Source organism: Candidatus Dependentiae bacterium (genome assembly GCA_035445995.1).
Taxonomy (GTDB): Bacteria; Babelota; Babeliae; order Babelales; family Vermiphilaceae; genus DAOMRS01.
Genome location: DAOMRS010000001.1, coordinates 924945 through 945074, shown reverse-complemented (window position 1 = coordinate 945074; position 20130 = coordinate 924945). Strand labels below are relative to the sequence as shown.

General features: G+C 37.7%; 18 protein-coding genes. 9 read left to right on the top strand and 9 right to left on the bottom strand.

All coding sequences use genetic code 11. The annotated features are described in order from the left end of the window. The first annotated feature begins 8 nt into the window (after nucleotides 1-8). The 5 genes from PK943_04555 to PK943_04535 all read left to right on the top strand — a co-directional run bounded on the left by PK943_04555 (nucleotide 9) and on the right by PK943_04535 (nucleotide 4331). Complete coding sequence (locus tag PK943_04555) at nucleotides 9-662, top strand: hypothetical protein (protein HRN78486.1); 654 nt, start codon at nucleotides 9-11, stop codon at nucleotides 660-662. Nucleotides 663-687: 25 nt separating this feature from the next. Further along, nucleotides 688-1371: a hypothetical protein gene (locus tag PK943_04550; protein HRN78485.1), complete on the top strand. Its 684-nt coding sequence runs from the start codon at nucleotides 688-690 to the stop codon at nucleotides 1369-1371. A gap of 26 nt (nucleotides 1372-1397) precedes the next feature. Further along, on the top strand, nucleotides 1398-2069 hold the full coding sequence (locus PK943_04545) for a hypothetical protein (protein ID HRN78484.1): 672 nt from the start codon (nucleotides 1398-1400) through the stop codon (nucleotides 2067-2069). 25 nt (nucleotides 2070-2094) lie between these two features. Next, a complete protein-coding gene (locus tag PK943_04540; GenBank protein HRN78483.1) occupies nucleotides 2095-2766 on the top strand; it encodes a hypothetical protein in 672 nt (223 codons plus the stop codon). Between the two features lie 122 nt (nucleotides 2767-2888). Continuing rightward, on the top strand, nucleotides 2889-4331 hold the full coding sequence (locus tag PK943_04535) for a UDP-glucose/GDP-mannose dehydrogenase family protein (GenBank protein HRN78482.1): 1443 nt from the start codon (nucleotides 2889-2891) through the stop codon (nucleotides 4329-4331). Here PK943_04535 and PK943_04530 read toward each other — a convergent pair. The 9 genes from PK943_04530 to wecB form a co-directional block, all read right to left on the bottom strand. Next, nucleotides 4250-5608: a glycosyltransferase family 2 protein gene (locus tag PK943_04530; protein ID HRN78481.1), complete on the bottom strand. Its 1359-nt coding sequence runs from the start codon at nucleotides 5606-5608 to the stop codon at nucleotides 4250-4252. The genes PK943_04535 and PK943_04530 overlap by 82 nt on opposite strands. After that, entirely contained in the window at nucleotides 5601-6626 is a 1026-nt protein-coding gene (locus PK943_04525) for a glycosyltransferase (GenBank protein HRN78480.1), read from the bottom strand. Before PK943_04525 ends, PK943_04530 begins: the two co-directional genes overlap by 8 nt. Before the next feature lie 2 nt (nucleotides 6627-6628). Next, nucleotides 6629-7696 carry a glycosyltransferase gene (locus PK943_04520; GenBank protein ID HRN78479.1) on the bottom strand — a complete coding sequence of 356 codons (1068 nt, stop codon included), beginning with the start codon at nucleotides 7694-7696 and terminating at the stop codon, nucleotides 6629-6631. Between the two features lie 18 nt (nucleotides 7697-7714). Then, nucleotides 7715-8569, bottom strand: coding sequence for a glycosyltransferase family 2 protein (locus tag PK943_04515; protein ID HRN78478.1), 855 nt, complete (start codon nucleotides 8567-8569; stop codon nucleotides 7715-7717). A 12-nt stretch (nucleotides 8570-8581) separates the two neighbouring features. Further along, nucleotides 8582-9718 carry a GDP-mannose 4,6-dehydratase gene (gene gmd, locus PK943_04510; GenBank protein HRN78477.1) on the bottom strand — a complete coding sequence of 379 codons (1137 nt, stop codon included), beginning with the start codon at nucleotides 9716-9718 and terminating at the stop codon, nucleotides 8582-8584. 17 nt (nucleotides 9719-9735) lie between these two features. After that, nucleotides 9736-10671, bottom strand: coding sequence for a GDP-L-fucose synthase (locus tag PK943_04505; protein ID HRN78476.1), 936 nt, complete (start codon nucleotides 10669-10671; stop codon nucleotides 9736-9738). A gap of 78 nt (nucleotides 10672-10749) precedes the next feature. Next, the gene (gene gmd / locus PK943_04500; GenBank protein HRN78475.1) at nucleotides 10750-11850 is read right to left on the bottom strand and encodes a GDP-mannose 4,6-dehydratase; all 1101 of its coding nucleotides are present in this window, start codon (nucleotides 11848-11850) and stop codon (nucleotides 10750-10752) included. Further along, nucleotides 11850-12977, bottom strand: coding sequence for a mannose-1-phosphate guanylyltransferase (locus tag PK943_04495; GenBank protein HRN78474.1), 1128 nt, complete (start codon nucleotides 12975-12977; stop codon nucleotides 11850-11852). The genes gmd (PK943_04500) and PK943_04495 overlap by 1 nt, the downstream gene beginning before the upstream one ends. An 8-nt stretch (nucleotides 12978-12985) precedes the next feature. Further along, the gene (wecB, locus tag PK943_04490) at nucleotides 12986-15586 is read right to left on the bottom strand and encodes a UDP-N-acetylglucosamine 2-epimerase (non-hydrolyzing) (GenBank protein HRN78473.1); all 2601 of its coding nucleotides are present in this window, start codon (nucleotides 15584-15586) and stop codon (nucleotides 12986-12988) included. A 126-nt stretch (nucleotides 15587-15712) separates the two neighbouring features. Between wecB and PK943_04485 the strand changes: the two genes are divergently transcribed. The 4 genes from PK943_04485 (at nucleotide 15713) to PK943_04470 (ending at nucleotide 20079) form a co-directional block, all read left to right on the top strand. Further along, nucleotides 15713-16429, top strand: a complete 717-nt coding sequence (locus PK943_04485; protein ID HRN78472.1) for an ankyrin repeat domain-containing protein — start codon at nucleotides 15713-15715, stop codon at nucleotides 16427-16429. A 109-nt stretch (nucleotides 16430-16538) separates the two neighbouring features. Beyond that, nucleotides 16539-17987 (top strand): hypothetical protein, encoded by a 1449-nt coding sequence (locus PK943_04480; protein ID HRN78471.1) that lies wholly within the window; start codon nucleotides 16539-16541, stop codon nucleotides 17985-17987. Then, a complete protein-coding gene (locus tag PK943_04475) occupies nucleotides 17984-18505 on the top strand; it encodes an HIT domain-containing protein (protein ID HRN78470.1) in 522 nt (173 codons plus the stop codon). Before PK943_04480 ends, PK943_04475 begins: the two co-directional genes overlap by 4 nt. A gap of 11 nt (nucleotides 18506-18516) precedes the next feature. Beyond that, nucleotides 18517-20079 (top strand): ankyrin repeat domain-containing protein, encoded by a 1563-nt coding sequence (locus tag PK943_04470; protein HRN78469.1) that lies wholly within the window; start codon nucleotides 18517-18519, stop codon nucleotides 20077-20079. The last annotated feature ends 51 nt before the right edge of the window (nucleotides 20080-20130 follow it).

Here is a 20130-nt window from a genome sequence, read left to right as displayed (position 1 = left end):
GTTTATCTATGTTATTCAATAAAAAGTATTTTTTAAGTCTTGGTATTTTGGTTAGTCTTACACCTGCCATGCAAGCGTTTAGCCTATTCACATCAACAGAAACTAAGCTACAAAATTCAGTTACCGTTGCTGATGTAGCAACATTTACCAAAGAACTTGAAGCATACAAAGCATCACATGATGCATCTGCCTTCAAAGCACTGTGTTCTGAATTGAACAATCAGGCAGAAACTACCAAAAAAATATTACAAGATGAGCTTGCTGCTTTGGGTGAAGGCAAAACAGTAAATGCTTGGCAATTGGCCAAAGGTATTGGGCAGACAATTATTGGGTCAGCTGCAGCTATTAGTGTAAGTAGTTTTGCCCCTTATTTGCTTTTTGATAGAGACACCATCCAATCATTTTCGTACAGCTATTATAAATTGAGTAATATTATTCGTTATCACATATCAAAGCCATTAATAATAGCACTTTATCTAGATCCTAATAGGTTGAAAGGGTATCAATATTCTTATCGCACTATTTTGGCAATTACAGCATATCAAGGCTTAAAGCATGGGATAACTAACATAAAAACTGGATATAACTACCGCCAATATCTTGAGCAACAGATTACAAATCTTGATGAGATTATAAAAATAATTGAAGTTGCACAAAAATAAGAACAATTAAACTGGAGATTTGCCCATGTTATTCAATAAAAAGCATTTTTTAATCCTTGGTATTTTGGTTGGTCTTACACCTGCCATGCAAGCTATCAGCATATTCACTTCAGCAGAAACCAAGTTGCACAATTCAGTTACCGTTGCTGATGTAGCAACATTTACCAAAGAACTTGAAGCATACAAAGCATCACATGATGCATCTGCCTTCAAAGCACTGTGTTCTGAATTGAACAATCAGGCAGAAACTACCAAAAAAATATTACAAGATGAGCTTGCTGCTTTGGGTGAAGGCAAAACAGTAAATGCTTGGCAATTAACTAAAGGTATTGGGCAAACAATTATCGGATCAACTACTTTAATGAGTATAACTAGTATTCCTGTTCTTTATTTTTTTGATAAATATACCATTAAGTCATTATTATATAGATACTATTATAAACTAAATAAACATATTGTTCCTTATATTTCAATTCCGTTAAAGGCACTCTTTTACTTAGATCCAGATTCTTTTGATTTTGATTTATCAAATCCTGTAGCACAGGGATATATATGTTCTTATTTTACTGTTCTATCAATCGCAGCATATCAAAGTCTAAAACATGGAATAGCTAACATAAAAACTGGTTATAACTATCGCCAACATCTTGAGCAACAAATTACAAATCTTGATGAGATTATAAAAATAATTGAAGTTACACAAAAATAAGAATAATTAAATTGGAGAATTACCCCATGTTATTCAATAAAAAGTATTTTTTAAGTCTTGGTATTTTAGTTGGTCTTACACCTGCCATGCAAGCGCTTAATCTATTCACATCAACAGAAACCAAGCTAAAAAAATCAGTTACCGTTGCTGATGTAACAACATTTACCAAAGAACTTGAGGCATATAAAACATCACATGATGCATCTACCTTCAAAACACTATGTTCTGAATTGAACGATCAGGCACAAACACACAAAAAAATATTACAAGATGAGCTTGCTGCTTTAGGTGAAGGCAAAACAGTAAATGCTTGGCAATTGGCCAAAGGTATTGGGCAGACAATCATTGGGTCAGCTGCAGCTATGGGTGTAAGTAGTTTTGCCACTGATTGGCTTTTTGATAAAAATACAATCAAATCATTTTCATACAGCTATTATAAGATGAGCAAATATATTCTTAATTATACTCTAACGCCATTGATAATAGTAGCTTATTTAGACCCTTCTTTATCTTCCTCAATAACTAGGGCAATGATGTGTATAGGTTCTTATTCCACTATTTTGACTATTACAGCATATCAAGGCTTAAAGTATGGGATAACTAACATAAAAACTGGTTATAACTACCGCCAATATCTTGAGCAACAAATTACAAACCTTGATGAAATTATAAAAATAATTGAAGTTGCACAAAAATAAGAACAATTAAATTGGAGATTTACTCATGTTATTCAATAAAAAGTATTTTTTAAGTCTTGGTATTTTAGTTGGTCTTACACCTGCCATGCAAGCGCTTAATCTATTCACATCAACAGAAACCAAGTTGCACAATGCAGTTACCGTTGCTGATGTAGCAACATTTACTAAAGAACTTGAGGCATACAAAGCATCACATGATGCAGAAGCCTTCAAAGCATTATGTTCTGAATTGAACGATCAGGCACAAACACATAAAAAAATATTGCAAGAGGAACTTGCTGCTTTGGGTGAAAGCAAAACAGTAAATGCTTGGCAATTGGCCAAAGGTATTGGCCAGACAATCATCGGATCAGCTGCAGCTCTTGGTGTAAATAGTGTTGCAACTCCTTGGCTTTTTGATAGAGATACCATAAAATCATTTTCTTACAGCTATTATAAGCTGAATAAAAATATTTTTAATTATACTCTGACGCCATTAATGATAGTAGCTTATTTAGATTCTCCTTTACCTCCCTCAATAACTAGGGCAAAGATATATATAGGTTCTTATTTCACTATTTTGGCAATTGCAGCATATCAAGGCTTAAAGCATGGGATAACTAACATAAAAACTGGTTATAACTATCGCCAACATCTTGAGCAACAAATTACAAATCTTGATGAGATCATCAATCTTATTGAAACTACACAAAAATAATACTACCTCATTCAAAAATAGTAAGGGATAACTACAACAATAGTTATCCCTTTTTTATTGCTTCTTTATTCTCCCTCACTTTTTTGTGTACACTCACCATTAAAGGGATAAAGGGGGAAATTATGAAAAAGCTACTATACATATTTTTGCTATATGTTCTTTCTACGCATGCGGCACATAAAATAACCATTATAGGCACTGGCTATGTAGGACTCGTCACGGGTGCTGGCCTTGCACAATTGGGCAATCAGGTAACCTGCGTAGATATTGATATGAAAAAAATTGAGCAATTGAATAACAATATAATCCCTATGTATGAGGCTGGATTAGACAAATTAGTGCACCAAAATCGCATAGCACAGCGACTTACTTTTAATAGCAATGTTGATCAGGCTATTCAAGATGCTGATATTATTTTTATTGCTGTCGGTACACCAATGGCAGATGATGGATCTGCTGATCTAACAGCAGTCCGAGCAGTGCTTAAAACCATTGCTCAACATATACATACACACAAAACTATTGTGACCAAAAGTACCGTACCCATCGGCACCGGATCATGGATACGTTCCACTTTGGAAAAAGATTACCACGTGCCATCTGATATGTTTGAGCTAGTTTCCAACCCAGAATTTTTACGTGAAGGAACTGCGGTTGCAGATTTTATGTACCCTGATCGACTGGTAATTGGCACAGAATCAGATTATGGCCGCGCCACCATGCATTCTATATATCAACAACTTATTGATGTAGACAATGTACCCGTGCTGTGGACAAATGTAGTTACCGCAGAAACCATTAAGTATGCTGCAAACGGGTTCTTGGCACTCAAACTGAGCTTTATTAATGAAATAGCAAACTTGTGCGATGCAACCGGGGCTGATGTACAAGAAGTTGCACATGGCATGGGACTTGATAAACGCATTGGTTCTTATTTTTTACAAGCGGGTCCTGGGTTCGGCGGTTCATGTTTTCCTAAAGATAGCGCTGCATTACTTCATATGGCATACGAACATAATCTGCCACTACTAACTGTACACGCATCACTCCATGCAAATGATATTCAAAAACAAAAACCGGTAGAAAAATTATTAAAACTCATGCGTCACCAACTTGCCGGTAAAACTATTGCGGTGCTCGGCCTGGCATTCAAAGCAAACACCGATGATATACGTTACTCACCAGCTAGCGTTGCAATTGCAATGTTATTGGAACATGGAGCTGATGTACGTGCATATGATCCGGAGGCCATGGATAACATGCGCATAGAATTTCCAGAGCTTACGTATTGTAATTCTGCGTATGAAGCAGTCACTCATGCTGATGCAGTACTCATCATAACCGATTGGGATGAATTCAAAACGCTCAATATTGCAAAATTAGGTGAACTCATGCACCACAAAGTATTAGTTGATGCGCGTAATATAATAAATGAACGTGAACTTGAAAAAAATGGATTTGTATTTGATTTTATTGGTCGATCCTATTTAGCGCAACATGCTGCAATACGACAACAAAGGGCAATCGCACGTGCATCAAGTGGTGCATATGGCCATGCAGCTTGATCAATACCTGCAATACTTGTGATTATTTCTTTTGGATATAGCGTCATGTTCCAATTATATGCAGCGCGCCATGCATACGCCGCATCGGCAAATTGCCATACATATATATCTTCATGCACATGCGTTAAGGGTGGTTTTTCTGGCTCTTGATCGAAATCAAGGCCTATATGAAAACTGTGCGCTTTTGTTTGCTGCAACAATTGTGCACACATGCGGACATCGATTGGTTGTATACATTGCATACGATCATGAGTAAGCATAATATGTGAAGCATCAATGGTAGTGAGCAAATGAGCCAGTTCATGCTCATGCTGTATTGTGTATACTGCATCAATACCGGTTGCATAGGTAGTTATCGATTGTCTGAGCTGTGCATCATCTATACCTCGTATAATCAGTGCGATGGTAGGATTTTGTACCGTTAGTGGTAATTGTTCTAACGGTTCATACTTACTGCGTGCACGAATCACATTATCTGCATGCACTTGTTCAATAAAAGCAATTTTATCATCATTGGTTTGAATTGAGCGATTGTACACATACAAAACTTCATCAATAAATTGTACATGCCCTTTTGCCATTTCAATCATGGGAAACATGAATGCAAGATCACACGCTACCGTAAAAAAATCGCCCTGATATAACAGATCTTGTAATTTTATCTGTTTGAATAATCCCGCATAAAAGGTACGCAAGGCTGATGTCACCCAGCTGCACTCACGATGGCAATTATGCACCACGGCAGCCGGCAACATCGGTTTACACCGTCCTACTTTGCCTGACGGAAACTCTTCATACTGTCCATAGGTCAACCAAATAGCCGGATCTGCATACGCTTGATTAACACGCTGTAATACCTGATCATGTTTGAACCAGTCATCACCATCAAGTTGTACTATAATTTCTTGATCAGCACACATATGCACGGCAGTATGGTGATTAGCAAGCGCTCGGCGTCTTGTTTTGTTTTTAACAAGCGTAAACTTATCAGTAAGATTGTATTTGGTTATATACTGTTCAACTAAATCAGCAGTTCCATCTGTCGAGCAATCATCAATGTAGATTACGCGATAATTTTCATACTGCTGTGTACGTACTGAATCAAGGTTTTTTTGATACCACTGCGCATTGTTGTAAGAAGGGATAATGACAACAAGCGGTTTTTGCGGCAAAGATTCACTTATTTTATATTTTTTCGTACGACTATTTTGAAATAAAAAAGGAAGCATACCAACAAGTATGCTTCCTGCTAGTAGTAACCAAAAAATTTTACGCACGCGCTAATGCCTTTTTGACAAATCCTGCCGGCTCGAGCCAGCTACCAGCCCAATGATGTACTGCAAATGACTCATTTTTACACCACACGTCTTTTGGTTGCATGCGTTGCTCATAACCACATGGATAGAAATAACTTGCAGGTAATGCGATATCTTTTAGCTCAGATGACCTGCCTGCAATTTTGTAAAATTCACGGGTAAAATAAATAGGCCCTGTTTTAACAATAATTTGTGGAATATGACGATAATTTTTTATATCTTCTACGCAACCGGCTAAAATAGGATGGTGCGGAATGGCACCAAATAATGCGGCACCAAGCTGCACGCGATTAGTATCTAGTGGTTGAATACCGGTATAAAAATCGTATGCATGGTGAAATATATCAAGCGGTTTGTAGCATTCAAAATCACAATCAACATAGACACCGCCAAAACGATATACAATTTCATAATCCAAGATATCGCCACGCTCGCCATAGTTGATTGATTCATCAAAAAAAGCACGGTTAGCAAATTGTAATTTATTGATATCAACTACAATCCGTAAGGAATCATTTTTGTTATCTGCAAGTAGTTTTTCCACCTCTTCAAACGAATAAACCACTATATCACCTTTATCATAATTGGCTGCGTTATCTGTCCAGAAAATAAAGGTCCATTCCGGGTGGAACTTTAGCCAACTTTCATAACATGGTTTATCTTTTTCTCGCATTGGGCTACCCATCCAAATATGGTGAATTATTTTTGGAATATGTGGTTGCTCTGCTATGGTAACTTTATTGAGTGGATTACGATTGTACAAATCTTTAAAAAAAGTCATAAGCGTTTGTGATCCTGCCTGTTTGTGCAATAAACCGGCATACGCATCAGACTGCATAGATGCATCAAATGGCACATATAAACTACGAGCCAATTTCTCGAGTTCTGCATTCCCCTTTATTCGACTATGCATCCACCAACTACTAAATCCTGCACCAAAAATTATTATAGACAAAATATATATATGTTTTTTATTCATGTTTAATCATTCCAACTTTGTGATGATTGATCATTATCAATAGTTCTAAATAGCATTGGCCGATATTGCTTTGGCATCCAACTTTTTGCCCAATGATGAACTGCAAATGAACCATTTTCTAGCCAACTAGTGTATACCTCATCGCGATTTTCCTCTTTTACAAATTGACGGCACCCAAGTGGATACAAGTAGTGCGCTGGCAATGCCACATCGCGACTTTCCTGTTGACCTGCTATTTGTAAAAAAGATTTCGAAAAATGTACCGGCCCGGATTTTTTTGGTGCACCATTATGATGCCAATCATCTTTGATAGTTGCTATGCAATGTTCCAAAATTGGATGTCTTGGATAACCGGCAAATAACGCCGCACCCAATTGCACAATCAATGTATTAAGTGGTTGCATACCGGTATAAAAATCATATGTGTAATGTAAAATATCTAATGGTCTGCCCAAACACTCAAAATCCATGTCTATGTATACACCACCGTAGCGATAAATAATTTCCCATTTTAGCAAATCTGACTTCATACCATAATTATCAATCTCATCATAAAATTTTTGGTTATCTAAGACGATTGCATGCACATCAACAACAATTGATGCCGGCAACTCATGTACCGCATGTGACACAATATCAAGTAACTGTTGTTCGGTAGTAACTACCACATCGCCATACACATAATTTTGTGGGTTATCCACCCACAAAAAATGACGCCACCCACGATCTTTATGATACTCTTTCCAACTTTGCATTAATGGTAAAAAAACTTCAGGCAATTTGCTACCAAGCCAAATTTGGTGCATATCTTTGGGAATTATTAAACCATCACTAATTGGCAACACAGATGGATTATTTTTTGCAAAAAGCACACGTGCATGATTCAAAAATTCAGCACCATCATAACCAGCAACTTGCTCGGTCACATCAATCGCTTGTTTGTGCATATGCGTCTGCATAGAAAAATCAAAATCTATGTATCGCCATGGCACCATATGTGTATAAGCTGCTTGCCAATCAGCTTGTAACCAACCTATACCTACACATACAATAATTAGAATCTTACGCATGATTTTTCCTTTCTTGAATTATGCTCGTTTCCACCACTCATCAACGTGCGGCGTTCGGAGTGCCGGTTCTTTTAATGGAGCATAACGTGGACGCTGACGAATTAAACGATTGCAATGCTGCTGCAATTGCAACTTTGTTTTAAAATCATTCAATGGAGTTGCCATATTGTATTCATACAAAACTTCAGGAATAAACTTACAACGCCCTCCTGCCATTTCAAGCAGTGGGAATACAATCGCCATATCCCATGTAACACTGAAAAAGTCACCATTATACATTAAGTCTTCGGTTTTTATTTTTTTGAATAACCATGTATAAAATGTACGTAAATGTGAAGTGATCCAGGTATAATTACGATATGCATTTTTCTCAATAACCTCACGAGGTATTGGACAACAAAAACCTTTTTTGCCATACGGATATTCAACAAACTGGCCATATGTCATCCAAACAGATTCATCTTCATATGCTTTGGCAACAATACTCAGAGCTTCATCAGTGTGGAACCAGTCATCGCCATCCAATAATACAATAATGTCTCGATCTGCACATGAGTAAACTGCATGATATATGTTTGCAAGTGCACCTTTATTTGTTTCATTTTTAATAAGTCGTACCCGGTGTGATTGCCCTTGTTTTTTTATATACTGTTCAACCAAATCTGCTGTGCCATCAGTTGAGCAATCATCAATATAAATTGCGCGCCAATTTTTGTACGTTTGAGAAAATAGCCGTGATAAATTTTTCTCATACCAATGAGCATTATTATATGAAGGTATTACCACTACAATTGATTTACTTGTTGGCATTAAGGTGGCATATCCTATTACTAGAGCACCCAATAATACCAAGCTCAACATCCATCGTTTCATAGCATTCCTTTTTTATCCATTAAGTAATGCAGCATTTCTACGAGCTATCTGCATTTCTGCTTGCATCATTTCTGTAACCAACTCTTTAAAACTTGTTTTTGGTACCCATCCAAGCAGTTCTTGCGCTTTGTGTGCATTGCCAATTAACGCATCAACTTCCGTTGGCCTGAAGTAGCGTGCGTCTATTGCAACTACAATTTCGCCGGTCATTGTATCACGCCCGACTTCCTCAAGCCCTTGACCTTCCCATGTAATGTGTATACCCACTATGTCAAAAGCAAGCTCTACAAATTCACGCACCGAATGATTTTCACCCGTAGCAATCACCCAATCATGCGGTTCATCATGCTGGAGCATGAGCCACATTGCTTCTACATAATCACGCGCATGCCCCCAATCACGTTTGGCATCAAGATTTCCTAAATAGAGCGTATTTTGCAAACCGCATTTGATACGTGAAACTGCCCGTGCAATTTTTCTGGTCACAAACGTTTCTGCACGTAATGGTGATTCATGATTGAATAGAATTCCATTACATGCAAAGATGCCATATGCTTCACGATAGTTTTTGGTAATCCAAAATCCATATACTTTTGCAACAGCATACGGAGAACGTGGATTAAATGGTGTATCTTCGGTTTGTGGTATTTCAAGTACTTTACCATACATTTCGCTACTGGATGCCTGATAAAACCTGGTAGTTTTCTCTAAGCCAGCCAAACGTATTGCTTCCAAAATGTTAAGTACGCCCACTGCATCAACTTCTGCGGTGTACAATGGTAATTCAAAAGAAACTTGCACATGGCTTTGCGCTGCTAAATTATATACTTCATCGGGTTGTATGGTTTGAATCAAGCGAGTAACAGTACATAAATCAGTAACATCGCCATAATGCAATACAAAACGTTTTGACTCAATAATATGTGGGTCTTGGTACAAATGATCAATACGTCGCGTGTTATTAATCAATGACGCACGTCGTTTGACGCCATGAACTATATAGCCTTTATTCAATAATAATTCAGATAAATAAGCACCATCTTGACCAGTTACCCCAAAAATAAGAGCTTTTTTACCCACAGATGCACTTGCATAAGCAGATATCACAAAAATACTGCACCATGCTACCCACGTATTCAGACGCTTCATGTACTTCCTTTTTTAAACTATGCAAAAATATTGTGTTCTTCGCACCATGCCACCGTTTTTTCTATGCCTGTACGCAATGAAGTAGGCGCCTGCCAGCCCAAACTATTCAAGCGATTTACATCAAGTAATTTACGTGGCGTACCATCCGGCTTAGTTGTGTCATAGACAAAGGTACCTTCATAACTAATTACATCCTTCATTAATTCAGCCAGCCCACGAATAGTAATATCTTTACCGGTACCAATATTGACGATCTCATTACCATCATAATTTTGCATTAAAAATATAGATGCATCGGCCAGGTCATCAACATACAAAAACTCACGCATTGGTGCACCAGTACCCCAGATTACTACTTCTTTTTGGCCAGTTTGTTTTGCCGTATAAATCTTTCTAATTAAAGCAGGAAACACATGTGAATTTTCTGGATGGTAATTATCAAAAGGCCCATACAAGTTGGTTGGCATACAGCAAATAAACTTGGTACCATACTGTTTATTATATGCATGACACATATCAATGCCGGCGATCTTGGCAACGGCATACGATTTATTTGTTTCTTCTAATGCACTACTCAGCAAATACTCTTCTTTAATTGGCTGCGGACAATCGCGTGGGTAAATACAAGACGAACCTAAAAATAATAATTTTTTTACCCCATGTTTATATGCTGCGTGAATAATATTACATTGAATCATCAGATTATCGTATGAAAATTCAGCCGGATAGGTCCAATTGGCCCAAATACCACCCACTTTTGCAGCAGCTAAAAATACATAATCAGGTTTTTCCGTTGCAAAAAACGTATCGACTGCCTGTTGATTGCGTAAATCAAGTTCATGATGTGTACGTGTAATTAAATGCGTATATCCTCGTTCTTGCAAGCCACGCACAATTGCAGAACCAACTAAACCGCGATGTCCTGCTATGTAGATTTTATCATTCAATTGCATATGTGCTTGTACATTCATAGCTAGTAACCCTACTAAAAAAAGAACATAAGACTTCATGTAATATCCTTTAAAAAAATGTTAATACTGTATGTGATGTATATATGACGAAGGTGTATGAATTTTTTTTTGTTCTCCTGTTTGATTATCAAAATATGCACAATCTGCTGCTACCATTATTTTTACTAACTCATTAAATGATATGCGGGGCTTCCATCCAAGAAGTTGATACGCTTTGGTGGCATCACCAAGCAATGCATCCACTTCTGTTGGCCTGAAATAGCATGGATCTATTTTTATCAATGGCTTTTTTGTTTTGCGATCAAAACCACTTTCTTGTAGTCCCACACCTTGCCACACAATATCCACACCAATTTCTTTAAATGCCAATTCTATAAATTCCCTGACCGAATGATTTTGACCACTAGCAATAACAAAGTCTTCCGGACAATGATGTTGTAACATAAGCCACATTGCTTCAACATAATCCTGCGCATGTCCCCAGTCACGTTTTGCATCCAAGTTACCAACATATAGACAATCTTGTAGTCCATACTTAATACGTGCAACTGCTCGTGTAATTTTTCTAGTCACAAACGTTTCACCACGGATAGGGGACTCATGATTAAATAAAATGCCATTACAAGCAAATATATTGTATGCTTCACGGTAATTCACCGTAATCCAATACGCATATAATTTTGCGGCTGCATAGGGTGAACGAGGATAAAATGGTGTTGTTTCTTTTTGTGGCATCTCTAATACTTTGCCATATAATTCACTAGTTGATGCCTGATAAAATTTAACTTTGTTCGCAAGACCTAAAATCCGTATGGCTTCCAATATACGCAGCGTACCAAGCGCATCTGATTGTGCAGTATATTCAGGTGTTTCAAATGAAACTGCAACATGGCTTTGCGCAGCTAAATTATAAATCTCATCGGGTTGCACTTCTTGCACAACTCGAATGATATTAGTTGCATCAGTAACATCACCATAGTGTAAGAAAAATCTTTGCCTACCATGAACGTACCTATCTTGGTACAGATGATCAATACGCGCGGTGTTAAATGAAGATGAACGGCGCTTAATACCATGTACTTGATATCCTTTTGCCAATAGAAATTCTGCTAAATACGCACCGTCTTGCCCAGTTATACCAGTAATTAATGCACGCTTCACTATAAATATCCAGCTAAATTATCTTGTTCTTTTAATTGGCTCACAATTGTTTTGACACGTTCTGCATCTTCTTTTTTGGTAATAAGCAGTACATCGTCAGTTTGTACTACACATAAATCATCCACCCCTATCAATACAGCAAGCGTATTGGAATGCACTAAATTATTATGCGCTTTGAGTGCAATGGTATTTGCTGACAGCGCATTGTGTTCTTTTTGCAAGCCAAGCAAAACACCAATATTACCAACATCACACCAATTAATATCTGTCGGCACCACCCATACGCGTGATGAATGCTCCAATACCGCATAATCTATAGAATTTTTTTTGACTTCGTTGTATGAACCGGTACCTTCAAATGCATTTTTTACACCATAAAAAATATCCGGAGCCAAGCGCTCAAACTCTCTAATAAATGTTAATATTTTGCCGCCAAACATACCAATATTCCAGAGCATGTTCTCAAGATCCATATAATATTGCGCCACTGCTTGCGAAGGTTTTTCATGAAAGCAAACTACCTTAAATGTGCCAGTCGCCATATCTAAATTATGATTGTCATATTCTATGTATCCATATCCCGTTGCAGGAAATGTTGGTTTTACCCCAAATAGAACAATTGCATCATTGTGCTGCGCAAAGGAAATGCCACGCACCAGCGTATGTTGAAATTTACCATAATTGTCCTTTGGAATAAATGCATCAGCTGCTAAAAAAACAACAATCGCATTGGGATTTTGTTCATACAATTCCAAACAACAGTACAAAATAGCCGGACCGGTATCGCGCAATCCCGGTTCTACAATAATTTTACCCGCTTGACCAGCCAAACATGATTTTATTGAAAGCACATGGTGAGGTGTAGTACTTACCCAAATGTTTTCCTTGCTATAGGCCAATGGCATTACACGTTCAAGTGCTTGTTCAAGCAATGTCTTTTCACCTACCACCGTTAACAATTGTTTGGGTTTTTCTTGACGACTTAATGGCCACAATCGCTCGCCATTGCCACCTGCAAGTAATACAAAATATACGTCCTTACTTTGCGCTATATTCATTACTGCCTCATTTGCTATAGGTATCATGCAGCTGAATAACGCTACACACATACTCACCCACTTCTTCATACTATCTCCTATATTTCTTGCTCGTATCCTTCATCTCCTACTTGATTCGTAATAAAAAAATCCATTACACCACGTGCTGGCCAAAACTGCAAACCATGATCTGCTTGTTTAGTTTGTTCATAAAACAAACCACATACATCAAGAACACGTTTTTTTGCTAACAGCTTACGATCAATAGCTTTAAAACGATCATGTCCTACTAAGAATACGGCAATATCGGTTTTAGCAAGAGCAAGAGATACATCGGTTGCATATGATCTGATCGTTGTAGGTAAATATTTTGGATTTACATGCGGTTCACATATAAGCCAAGAAACTGAATCATCATTAATCATAGTTTGTGCTATGTACAATGCTGGCGATTCACGTAAATCATCAACATTTGCTTTGTACGTGAGTCCAAATAAGGCCACGGTACATGGGCGTGTATTCTGCGTTTTCCAAGCATCTAACATCTGATTAATCTGCGCAATAACCTCTTGTGGTCGCGCATCATTGACCATACGAGCTGCATGTAATAACTGTGTATGTTCTGGAAATGTTTCAATCAAGAACCATGGATCAACAGCAATGCAATGGCCACCAACGCCAGAGGTCGGTCGTAAAATATTAACACGCGGATGTTTGTTGGCAAGCTCAATAACACGATAAGGATCAAGACCTGCTGCTCGTGCCATAGATGCAGCTTGATGAGCAAATGCAATTTCTACATCACGTGAACTATTTTCCAATAGTTTTACCATTTCAGCAGTTTTATCATCAGTCAAGTATAAAGAACCAGTTACAAACTGTTCATACAGTTGTTTTGCTTTCTTTACTGAAGTTTGGTTAATACCACCAATTACACGGTTATTATGCACAAGCTCATAAAAAATATTACCTGGTAGTACACGTTCAGGACAGTGTGCTACATAAAAATCTTTTCCTGCTATTTTACCAGTTTTTTCTGCAAGTCGTTGAGCAAGTTGTTGCGTACAGCCAACAGGAACGGTAGATTCCAAAATAACAACATTCCCTTTTTGCAATACCTTTGCAATCATATCTACCGCATGCCAAACATATGACAAATCCGCCTTTTTATCTTCAGTAAAGGGCGTAGGCACCGCAATTATAAAATAATCAGCCGATTCAGCAGTAGTAGTTGCACGGAACCTGCCTGCACCTTGCACAACATGTAGTTTTTCATAAATTTCCGGTTCATGAATTACCGGATCGCCACTATTAATTTTTTTCACACGGTTAATATCAATATCAACACCAACGACGATATAATTATGTTCTGCAAGTACAATTGCTGTAGGCAATCCAATATAACCAAGACCCAACATACACACGCGCTTCATATCTGTATCCTTTGTGGTCATATATGATTGAACAACCTGATCTTGAGGTACTATATAAGCATCTGACTGTTCAAACAAAGACCCGTATTTAGCTTGTAAAATAGAAACGATTTTTTCAGCTGCATAGCCATCACCGTAGGTTTGCGATGCAAAAGGTAAACTCAAAAAATCTTCTTGAATAACTTTTTCGATATATTGTTTTATTTTTGTTCCATCTGTCCCAACCACATGTGCAAGCCCGGTGAGCACACCTTCCATACGTTCAGTTTTTTCTCGTAGTACAAAAACTGGTTTTGATAAACTAACGGCCTCTTCCTGAATCCCTCCTGAATCAGTCAATACGAGATCAGCATGGTCAAGTAGATATACCATATCTTTGTATGAAAGTGCTTCACACATATACATATTTTCTACCTCACTTAATTGGCTTGCTAGTACGGCGTTTATTACATTGGGATTCGGGTGATATGGATAGAAACAAAATAATTCAGGATTATTCTGCAATATACTTTTTATAGTAGTAAGTACGCGCTCAATGCCACCATCAAATGATTCACGACGATGCATCGTCAAAACCATGATTTTTTTACCCTGTTCTTTGCTGTGCATTACACGACTAGCTATATCTTCACGAATGGTTACTACATTCGTTTTTATTTTCTCACGTATCAGGTGCAATGCATCTACTACCGTATTGCCGGTACAAAAAACCTGGTCTCTACGCGCACCATGCGCCAACACATTAGCAACAGCACTCGCTGTCGGTGCAAAATGATACGCAGAAACAATACTAATAATGCGTCTATTCATTTCTTCAGGAAATGGTGCATGTACATCATCGGTACGCAGTCCAGCTTCTACATGCCCAACCGGAATATGTAAATAAAATGCCGCAAGAGCTGCGGCCATAGATGAGGTAGTATCACCCTGAACTAACACTAATGATGGTCTAATGTCCGTAAAAATTTCTTTCGTTTTTTGCAAAATTGATTGCGTGATATAAAACAGATCTTGGCCCAACCGCATTGTATGCAATTGAATATCAGGAGTGATATCAAATAAATCCAAAACATCTGTTAGCAACTGGTCATGTTGCATTGTAGATACAACAACTACTGGCACACCCGCACGCTTGAGAGCGTGATATACAGGTGCCATTTTTATGCCTTCTGGACGGGTACCTATGATCATTACTATAGGGTGTGCACGCACTATATCTCCTTGTATGTCATATAAAATAATGCAAACAAGGGATAAACATAACATAAGGACTGTTCTTGGCAAGAGGCTAGTGAATCTTGCCAAATTTACCTTTTTTTGACCATTTGAAAAATAATCTATTTTCACTATACTAAAAATATAGGTAAAAATAGCCTATAAATGGAGGTTTTTATGAAAAAAAGATACTTGTTATTATATCTGACTATACTAGCGTCTAACCTGTCTGTGTTTTCTATGGAAAAAGAAACACTTGTACGCCTGCCCAATGAACTACTGGCCCATATAGGTACCTTGGTACAAGCAGGAGACCAGGGGATAAAAGACCTACAAAATTTCAGTAGTATATGTCACAAAATAGAAAAAACAGTTTCTCTCTCTTTAACACAAGCAGAAAAAAATGCGCTACTTTATGATATGGTTATCAAGCGTAATCCTGCCGGTGTATACAAGGCACTAGAAATTGGTGCACATATATCTGCCAATAAAACATTGTTACACCAGGCTATTAGACAAGCACACCAAGTAAAAGAAAAAAAGATATTACGAAAAACAAAAAAATATACGCATATTAATGATTTGGCAATTATCATGGCGCTTATACCAAATACTAGTAATCTTAATAAAAAAGATCACACGAGAAATGGTAATGGTAACACACCTCTGCATATTGCAGCAGAGCGAGAACTTCTAGATGTTGCTACATTACTACTAAGCAATGGCGCAAATCCAAACAAACAAAATAATGATGGCAAAACAGCAGCACATATATGGCCAACTAGTTATAAATTTGTGGAACTGTTACAAAGCTACCATGCAAATCTAGATATAGCAGACAATAATGGTGATAGGGCAGCTGATATATACATAGATATTTTAGGATTATTATAAATCTAAAAAAAAGACCCGGCGTTAATGCCGGGTCTTTTTGATACATTGCTCTACCATAAAAATAATGGCATATTCCTAGGTATCTTAATCAGATCAAAAAAGGAATATTATGTTTGCCTGTTTTTACACTCGTCCAACAAAAAAACAGTTTGTTTTATTGTTTCTTGCCGCTTTTATCATTCGTGCAACAATGTTTTTCTTTTTTATACAGCATACCCAACGATTCAATCGCTATCGCCAGCCAGACTCAGCTGATTACCATAATGGAGCCGTATGCTTAGCATATGGTAATGGTATGAGCCAACCGGGAAACAATAATCCTATTTTTTGGCGCACACCCGGCTACCCACTTTATTTGTCTATTTTTTATCATCTATATGGACTCAAAAGCGGTGCTTTTGAAGCCAATGAAACGGCACAAAAAGCCGCCCTATGGGTACAAATATTTGTATGTTCATTCATTCCTATTATTTTATTTTATCTTGCCTATCTACTGACTAGTAGTTACGTCATTGCATGGTTAACTGCATGGATTTCTGTATGCCATATTGGATTTATTCTTGCGAGCACATTCTTGTTAACGGAAGGGCTTGCAGTTATTTTTTTCTATCTATTTTTATTATTTTTTTTGAGGCTTTTGATTAATCCCAAAAAACAGAATTATCCAAACATCTTACTTGTAATGGCAATGCTCAGTATGTACACCTGGATACGCCCGATGGGTGAATTTGTAGCCATACTCAGTACAGCCATGTTAATTATTTTTGGGCAACATAGTTGGAAAAAAAACATACGAGATGCATTGCTTTTTTTTGGTTCTTTTTTTATAACTTTACTTCCCTGGTACATACGTAATTATCGGTTAACCGGCACATGGTTCTTTTGCCCACTCTCGGGTGTATATCTTAACGTTTTTTGTGCTCCAAAAATTCTACGCCGAACTACAGAAATGAATCTACATCAAGCGTGGCAATACTGTAGCCAACAAGCAGCGCTTGCTACTCAGCAAGCAACACAGGCATTACGTGGTACTGGCATGCTCCCTTCTCCTTTAATTAGCAAGCAACTAGCTGTACCTATTCTATGCGCTTACCCTTTGTATTTCATGTTTGATTGGGTAAAAGAAGTTTGTAAAACCACCTTTGATCTATATGCATATCAATTGATTGCAATTGCAAAAGGATCTTTCCATTACGATCCACTCGAAGAATTCTTAACTGAAAAACTTGCCGAATGTCTGTGGACCCAACCAGCACCCCTGTGGATACGCACTATTTGTTGGGCAGAATGTGCTTTTTCTATAGTGGTTTGGATTGGATTAATAGCCGGCGCATGGAAATTTTTCTTCAAAACATTTTTTGTGCAACACATAACTGATGAACAAAAAAATATACGTTGGATATGGTTACTTTGCGGCATAATAATTGGTGCAGTCATTAGTATGACTGGTGGATTTGGTTACGCACGTTTACGCTTGCCTATTGAGCCACTCATGTTAATCTTATCTGTGATGTTTTGGTATACTTTGTTCACCAAAAAAAGGACAAATAATTTATGAACCATTTATACGCGCCTTGGCGCAGTGAATACTCTGCAAGCGTAGCACATGCAAAACTTGAAACAACAACTGAAAAAGATTGTGTTTTTTGTAACCACCTACAAGACAATGCTGACGAGAAACATTTTATTCTCAAACGCTTTAAGCATACCTTTGTATTACTCAATCGCTATCCTTATAATGCTGGCCACTTGCTGATTCTGCCTTATCAACATATTGCTACACTACCAGAACTATCGCTTGAAGCACGCACTGAGTTAATGGAAGTTGCAGCGCACTGTTATACCATAGTCAAACAAGTACTTAGCGCTGATGGGGTAAACATGGGAATTAATTTTGGCAAAGCTGCTGGTGCTGGCATTCCAGCTCACCTACACCAGCACGTATTACCGCGGTGGTTTGGAGATACTAACTTCTTGCCAACACTGTCTGATACTAAACAAATATCATTTGATTTAAACGAAGTATATAAAAAACTTAAACCATCATTTGAAGATATTAAGATTACACTCCTGTAACCAACAACAATATGAAAAAACATTTATTTATACTCATTCTGCTGAGCGTTTGTTATTCTCATTGCATGGAAAAAGTGCCAGAGCAATCAAACCTTATTTTTTCACAATTATATGAACTTAATAAAGCATTGCTAGCTGCTCCATCACCAGATGAAGCACAAACATTACTTGATCAAGGCGCATGCATACACGCACGAGATGTCAATTTGAATACACCTCTACATCATGCAGCCTTAAAGGAAAATATATCTTTAGTATCTTTTTTGCTTGAACACAATGCAAACCCAAATATATGCAACCACTCTCAAGAACCACCTCTGTTTATTGCATTAGATAAAGGGTGTATAGACATAGCACAACAATTAATTACTCATAAGGCCCGCATTGACGCAGTTGATCGTCACTACAACATTATTCTACATCCGACGGCTGCGAGTGGAAATGCCAATGCACTAACGTATATATGTAATATGTTACAGGAACAACATCTATTGTCTGACATGATTAATACACCAAATGTAGTTGGCCAAACACCTCTTCATATAGCAGCGCAATACAATTATGCTACTATATTAAGGATTTTACATGCCTATCATGCAAATCTAGATATACAAGATAACTCTCATAAAACACCTCTTTATCTAGCAGCTGAAAATGGCCATGAAGAAAGTGCAACATGTTTATTAGAACTGGGTGCCAATCCGGATCACACAAAACTATCCCCTCTGCATATTACATTGATTAACCATCATAGTGCTATTGCTCGGCAGCTGATTATTCATGGTGCAAATGTTAATGCATGGGTAGCCGAAACTACTCCATTGCGATGTGCGGTAGAGCATAGTCGCGATCTGGTATCATTATTATTGCAATATGGTGCGGATCCAAACCTCGGGCGCCCTATTGATATAGTAATACAATGTGATGAAATTAATGTAGTACAACAATTGGCACAAGCCGGTGCTGATTTAGATTATACCCTACATAGAGCAATTGATTACAACGCACAAAAAACAATTATCTGGTTAGTAGAAAATCAATTAGTAGATATTAATCAACGCTTGCCTGAGTACCCATACTACCAACCATTATATATTGCAATACGCAACGGCAATGTTCCTATTGCCACATTATTGCTCATGTATAATGCTTGTGTAACGCCAATTAATGAGTACCTTTCAGCACTCAGAGACATTCGTGATGAAGCTACCATACTTAGCATGACTGCCCTACTCAAACAGCGAGGCATTGACCTTACGCATACGTTTACACAACACAACCGTAATACTTTATTGCACATTGCTGCACAAAAAGGGTTATATAAAGTGGCTCAACAACTAGTAGATGACGGTGCCTCAATTATTGCCGTCAACGCACGAGGTTTTATACCCTATAACTATGTATCACCTCAGCACGCAAATTATACTCAGTTAGAATCATTACTCAGACCACCGGCAATTTTTAAGCCAGCATCATGGGCCGTTCGTCTGGTAGCATGGCTAAAATTATCTCCCTCAGATGAAGCATCGGAACAAGAGCAAGAAATGAGTATAATAATACGGGATGATGATTGATAACCGCACGAAATCGCGATATCATAAAAATAATCACTCACTTTTAGGTCA

What these genes read in the sequence shown, in the direction of transcription:
- PK943_04555 (HRN78486.1), top strand. Translation starts at nt 9, where the DNA reads ATGTTATTCAATAAAAAGTATTTTTTAAGTCTTGGTATTTTGGTTAGT.
- PK943_04550 (HRN78485.1), top strand. Translation starts at nt 688, where the DNA reads ATGTTATTCAATAAAAAGCATTTTTTAATCCTTGGTATTTTGGTTGGT.
- PK943_04545 (HRN78484.1), top strand. Translation starts at nt 1,398, where the DNA reads ATGTTATTCAATAAAAAGTATTTTTTAAGTCTTGGTATTTTAGTTGGT.
- PK943_04540 (HRN78483.1), top strand. Translation starts at nt 2,095, where the DNA reads ATGTTATTCAATAAAAAGTATTTTTTAAGTCTTGGTATTTTAGTTGGT.
- PK943_04535 (HRN78482.1), top strand. Translation starts at nt 2,889, where the DNA reads ATGAAAAAGCTACTATACATATTTTTGCTATATGTTCTTTCTACGCAT.
- PK943_04525 (HRN78480.1), bottom strand. Translation starts at nt 6,626, where the DNA reads ATGAATAAAAAACATATATATATTTTGTCTATAATAATTTTTGGTGCA.
- PK943_04520 (HRN78479.1), bottom strand. Translation starts at nt 7,696, where the DNA reads ATGCGTAAGATTCTAATTATTGTATGTGTAGGTATAGGTTGGTTACAA.
- PK943_04515 (HRN78478.1), bottom strand. Translation starts at nt 8,569, where the DNA reads ATGAAACGATGGATGTTGAGCTTGGTATTATTGGGTGCTCTAGTAATA.
- gmd (HRN78477.1), bottom strand. Translation starts at nt 9,718, where the DNA reads ATGAAGCGTCTGAATACGTGGGTAGCATGGTGCAGTATTTTTGTGATA.
- PK943_04505 (HRN78476.1), bottom strand. Translation starts at nt 10,671, where the DNA reads ATGCAATTGAATGATAAAATCTACATAGCAGGACATCGCGGTTTAGTT.
- PK943_04495 (HRN78474.1), bottom strand. Translation starts at nt 12,977, where the DNA reads ATGAAGAAGTGGGTGAGTATGTGTGTAGCGTTATTCAGCTGCATGATA.
- wecB (HRN78473.1), bottom strand. Translation starts at nt 15,586, where the DNA reads ATGTTATGTTTATCCCTTGTTTGCATTATTTTATATGACATACAAGGA.
- PK943_04485 (HRN78472.1), top strand. Translation starts at nt 15,713, where the DNA reads ATGAAAAAAAGATACTTGTTATTATATCTGACTATACTAGCGTCTAAC.
- PK943_04480 (HRN78471.1), top strand. Translation starts at nt 16,539, where the DNA reads ATGTTTGCCTGTTTTTACACTCGTCCAACAAAAAAACAGTTTGTTTTA.
- PK943_04475 (HRN78470.1), top strand. Translation starts at nt 17,984, where the DNA reads ATGAACCATTTATACGCGCCTTGGCGCAGTGAATACTCTGCAAGCGTA.
- PK943_04470 (HRN78469.1), top strand. Translation starts at nt 18,517, where the DNA reads ATGAAAAAACATTTATTTATACTCATTCTGCTGAGCGTTTGTTATTCT.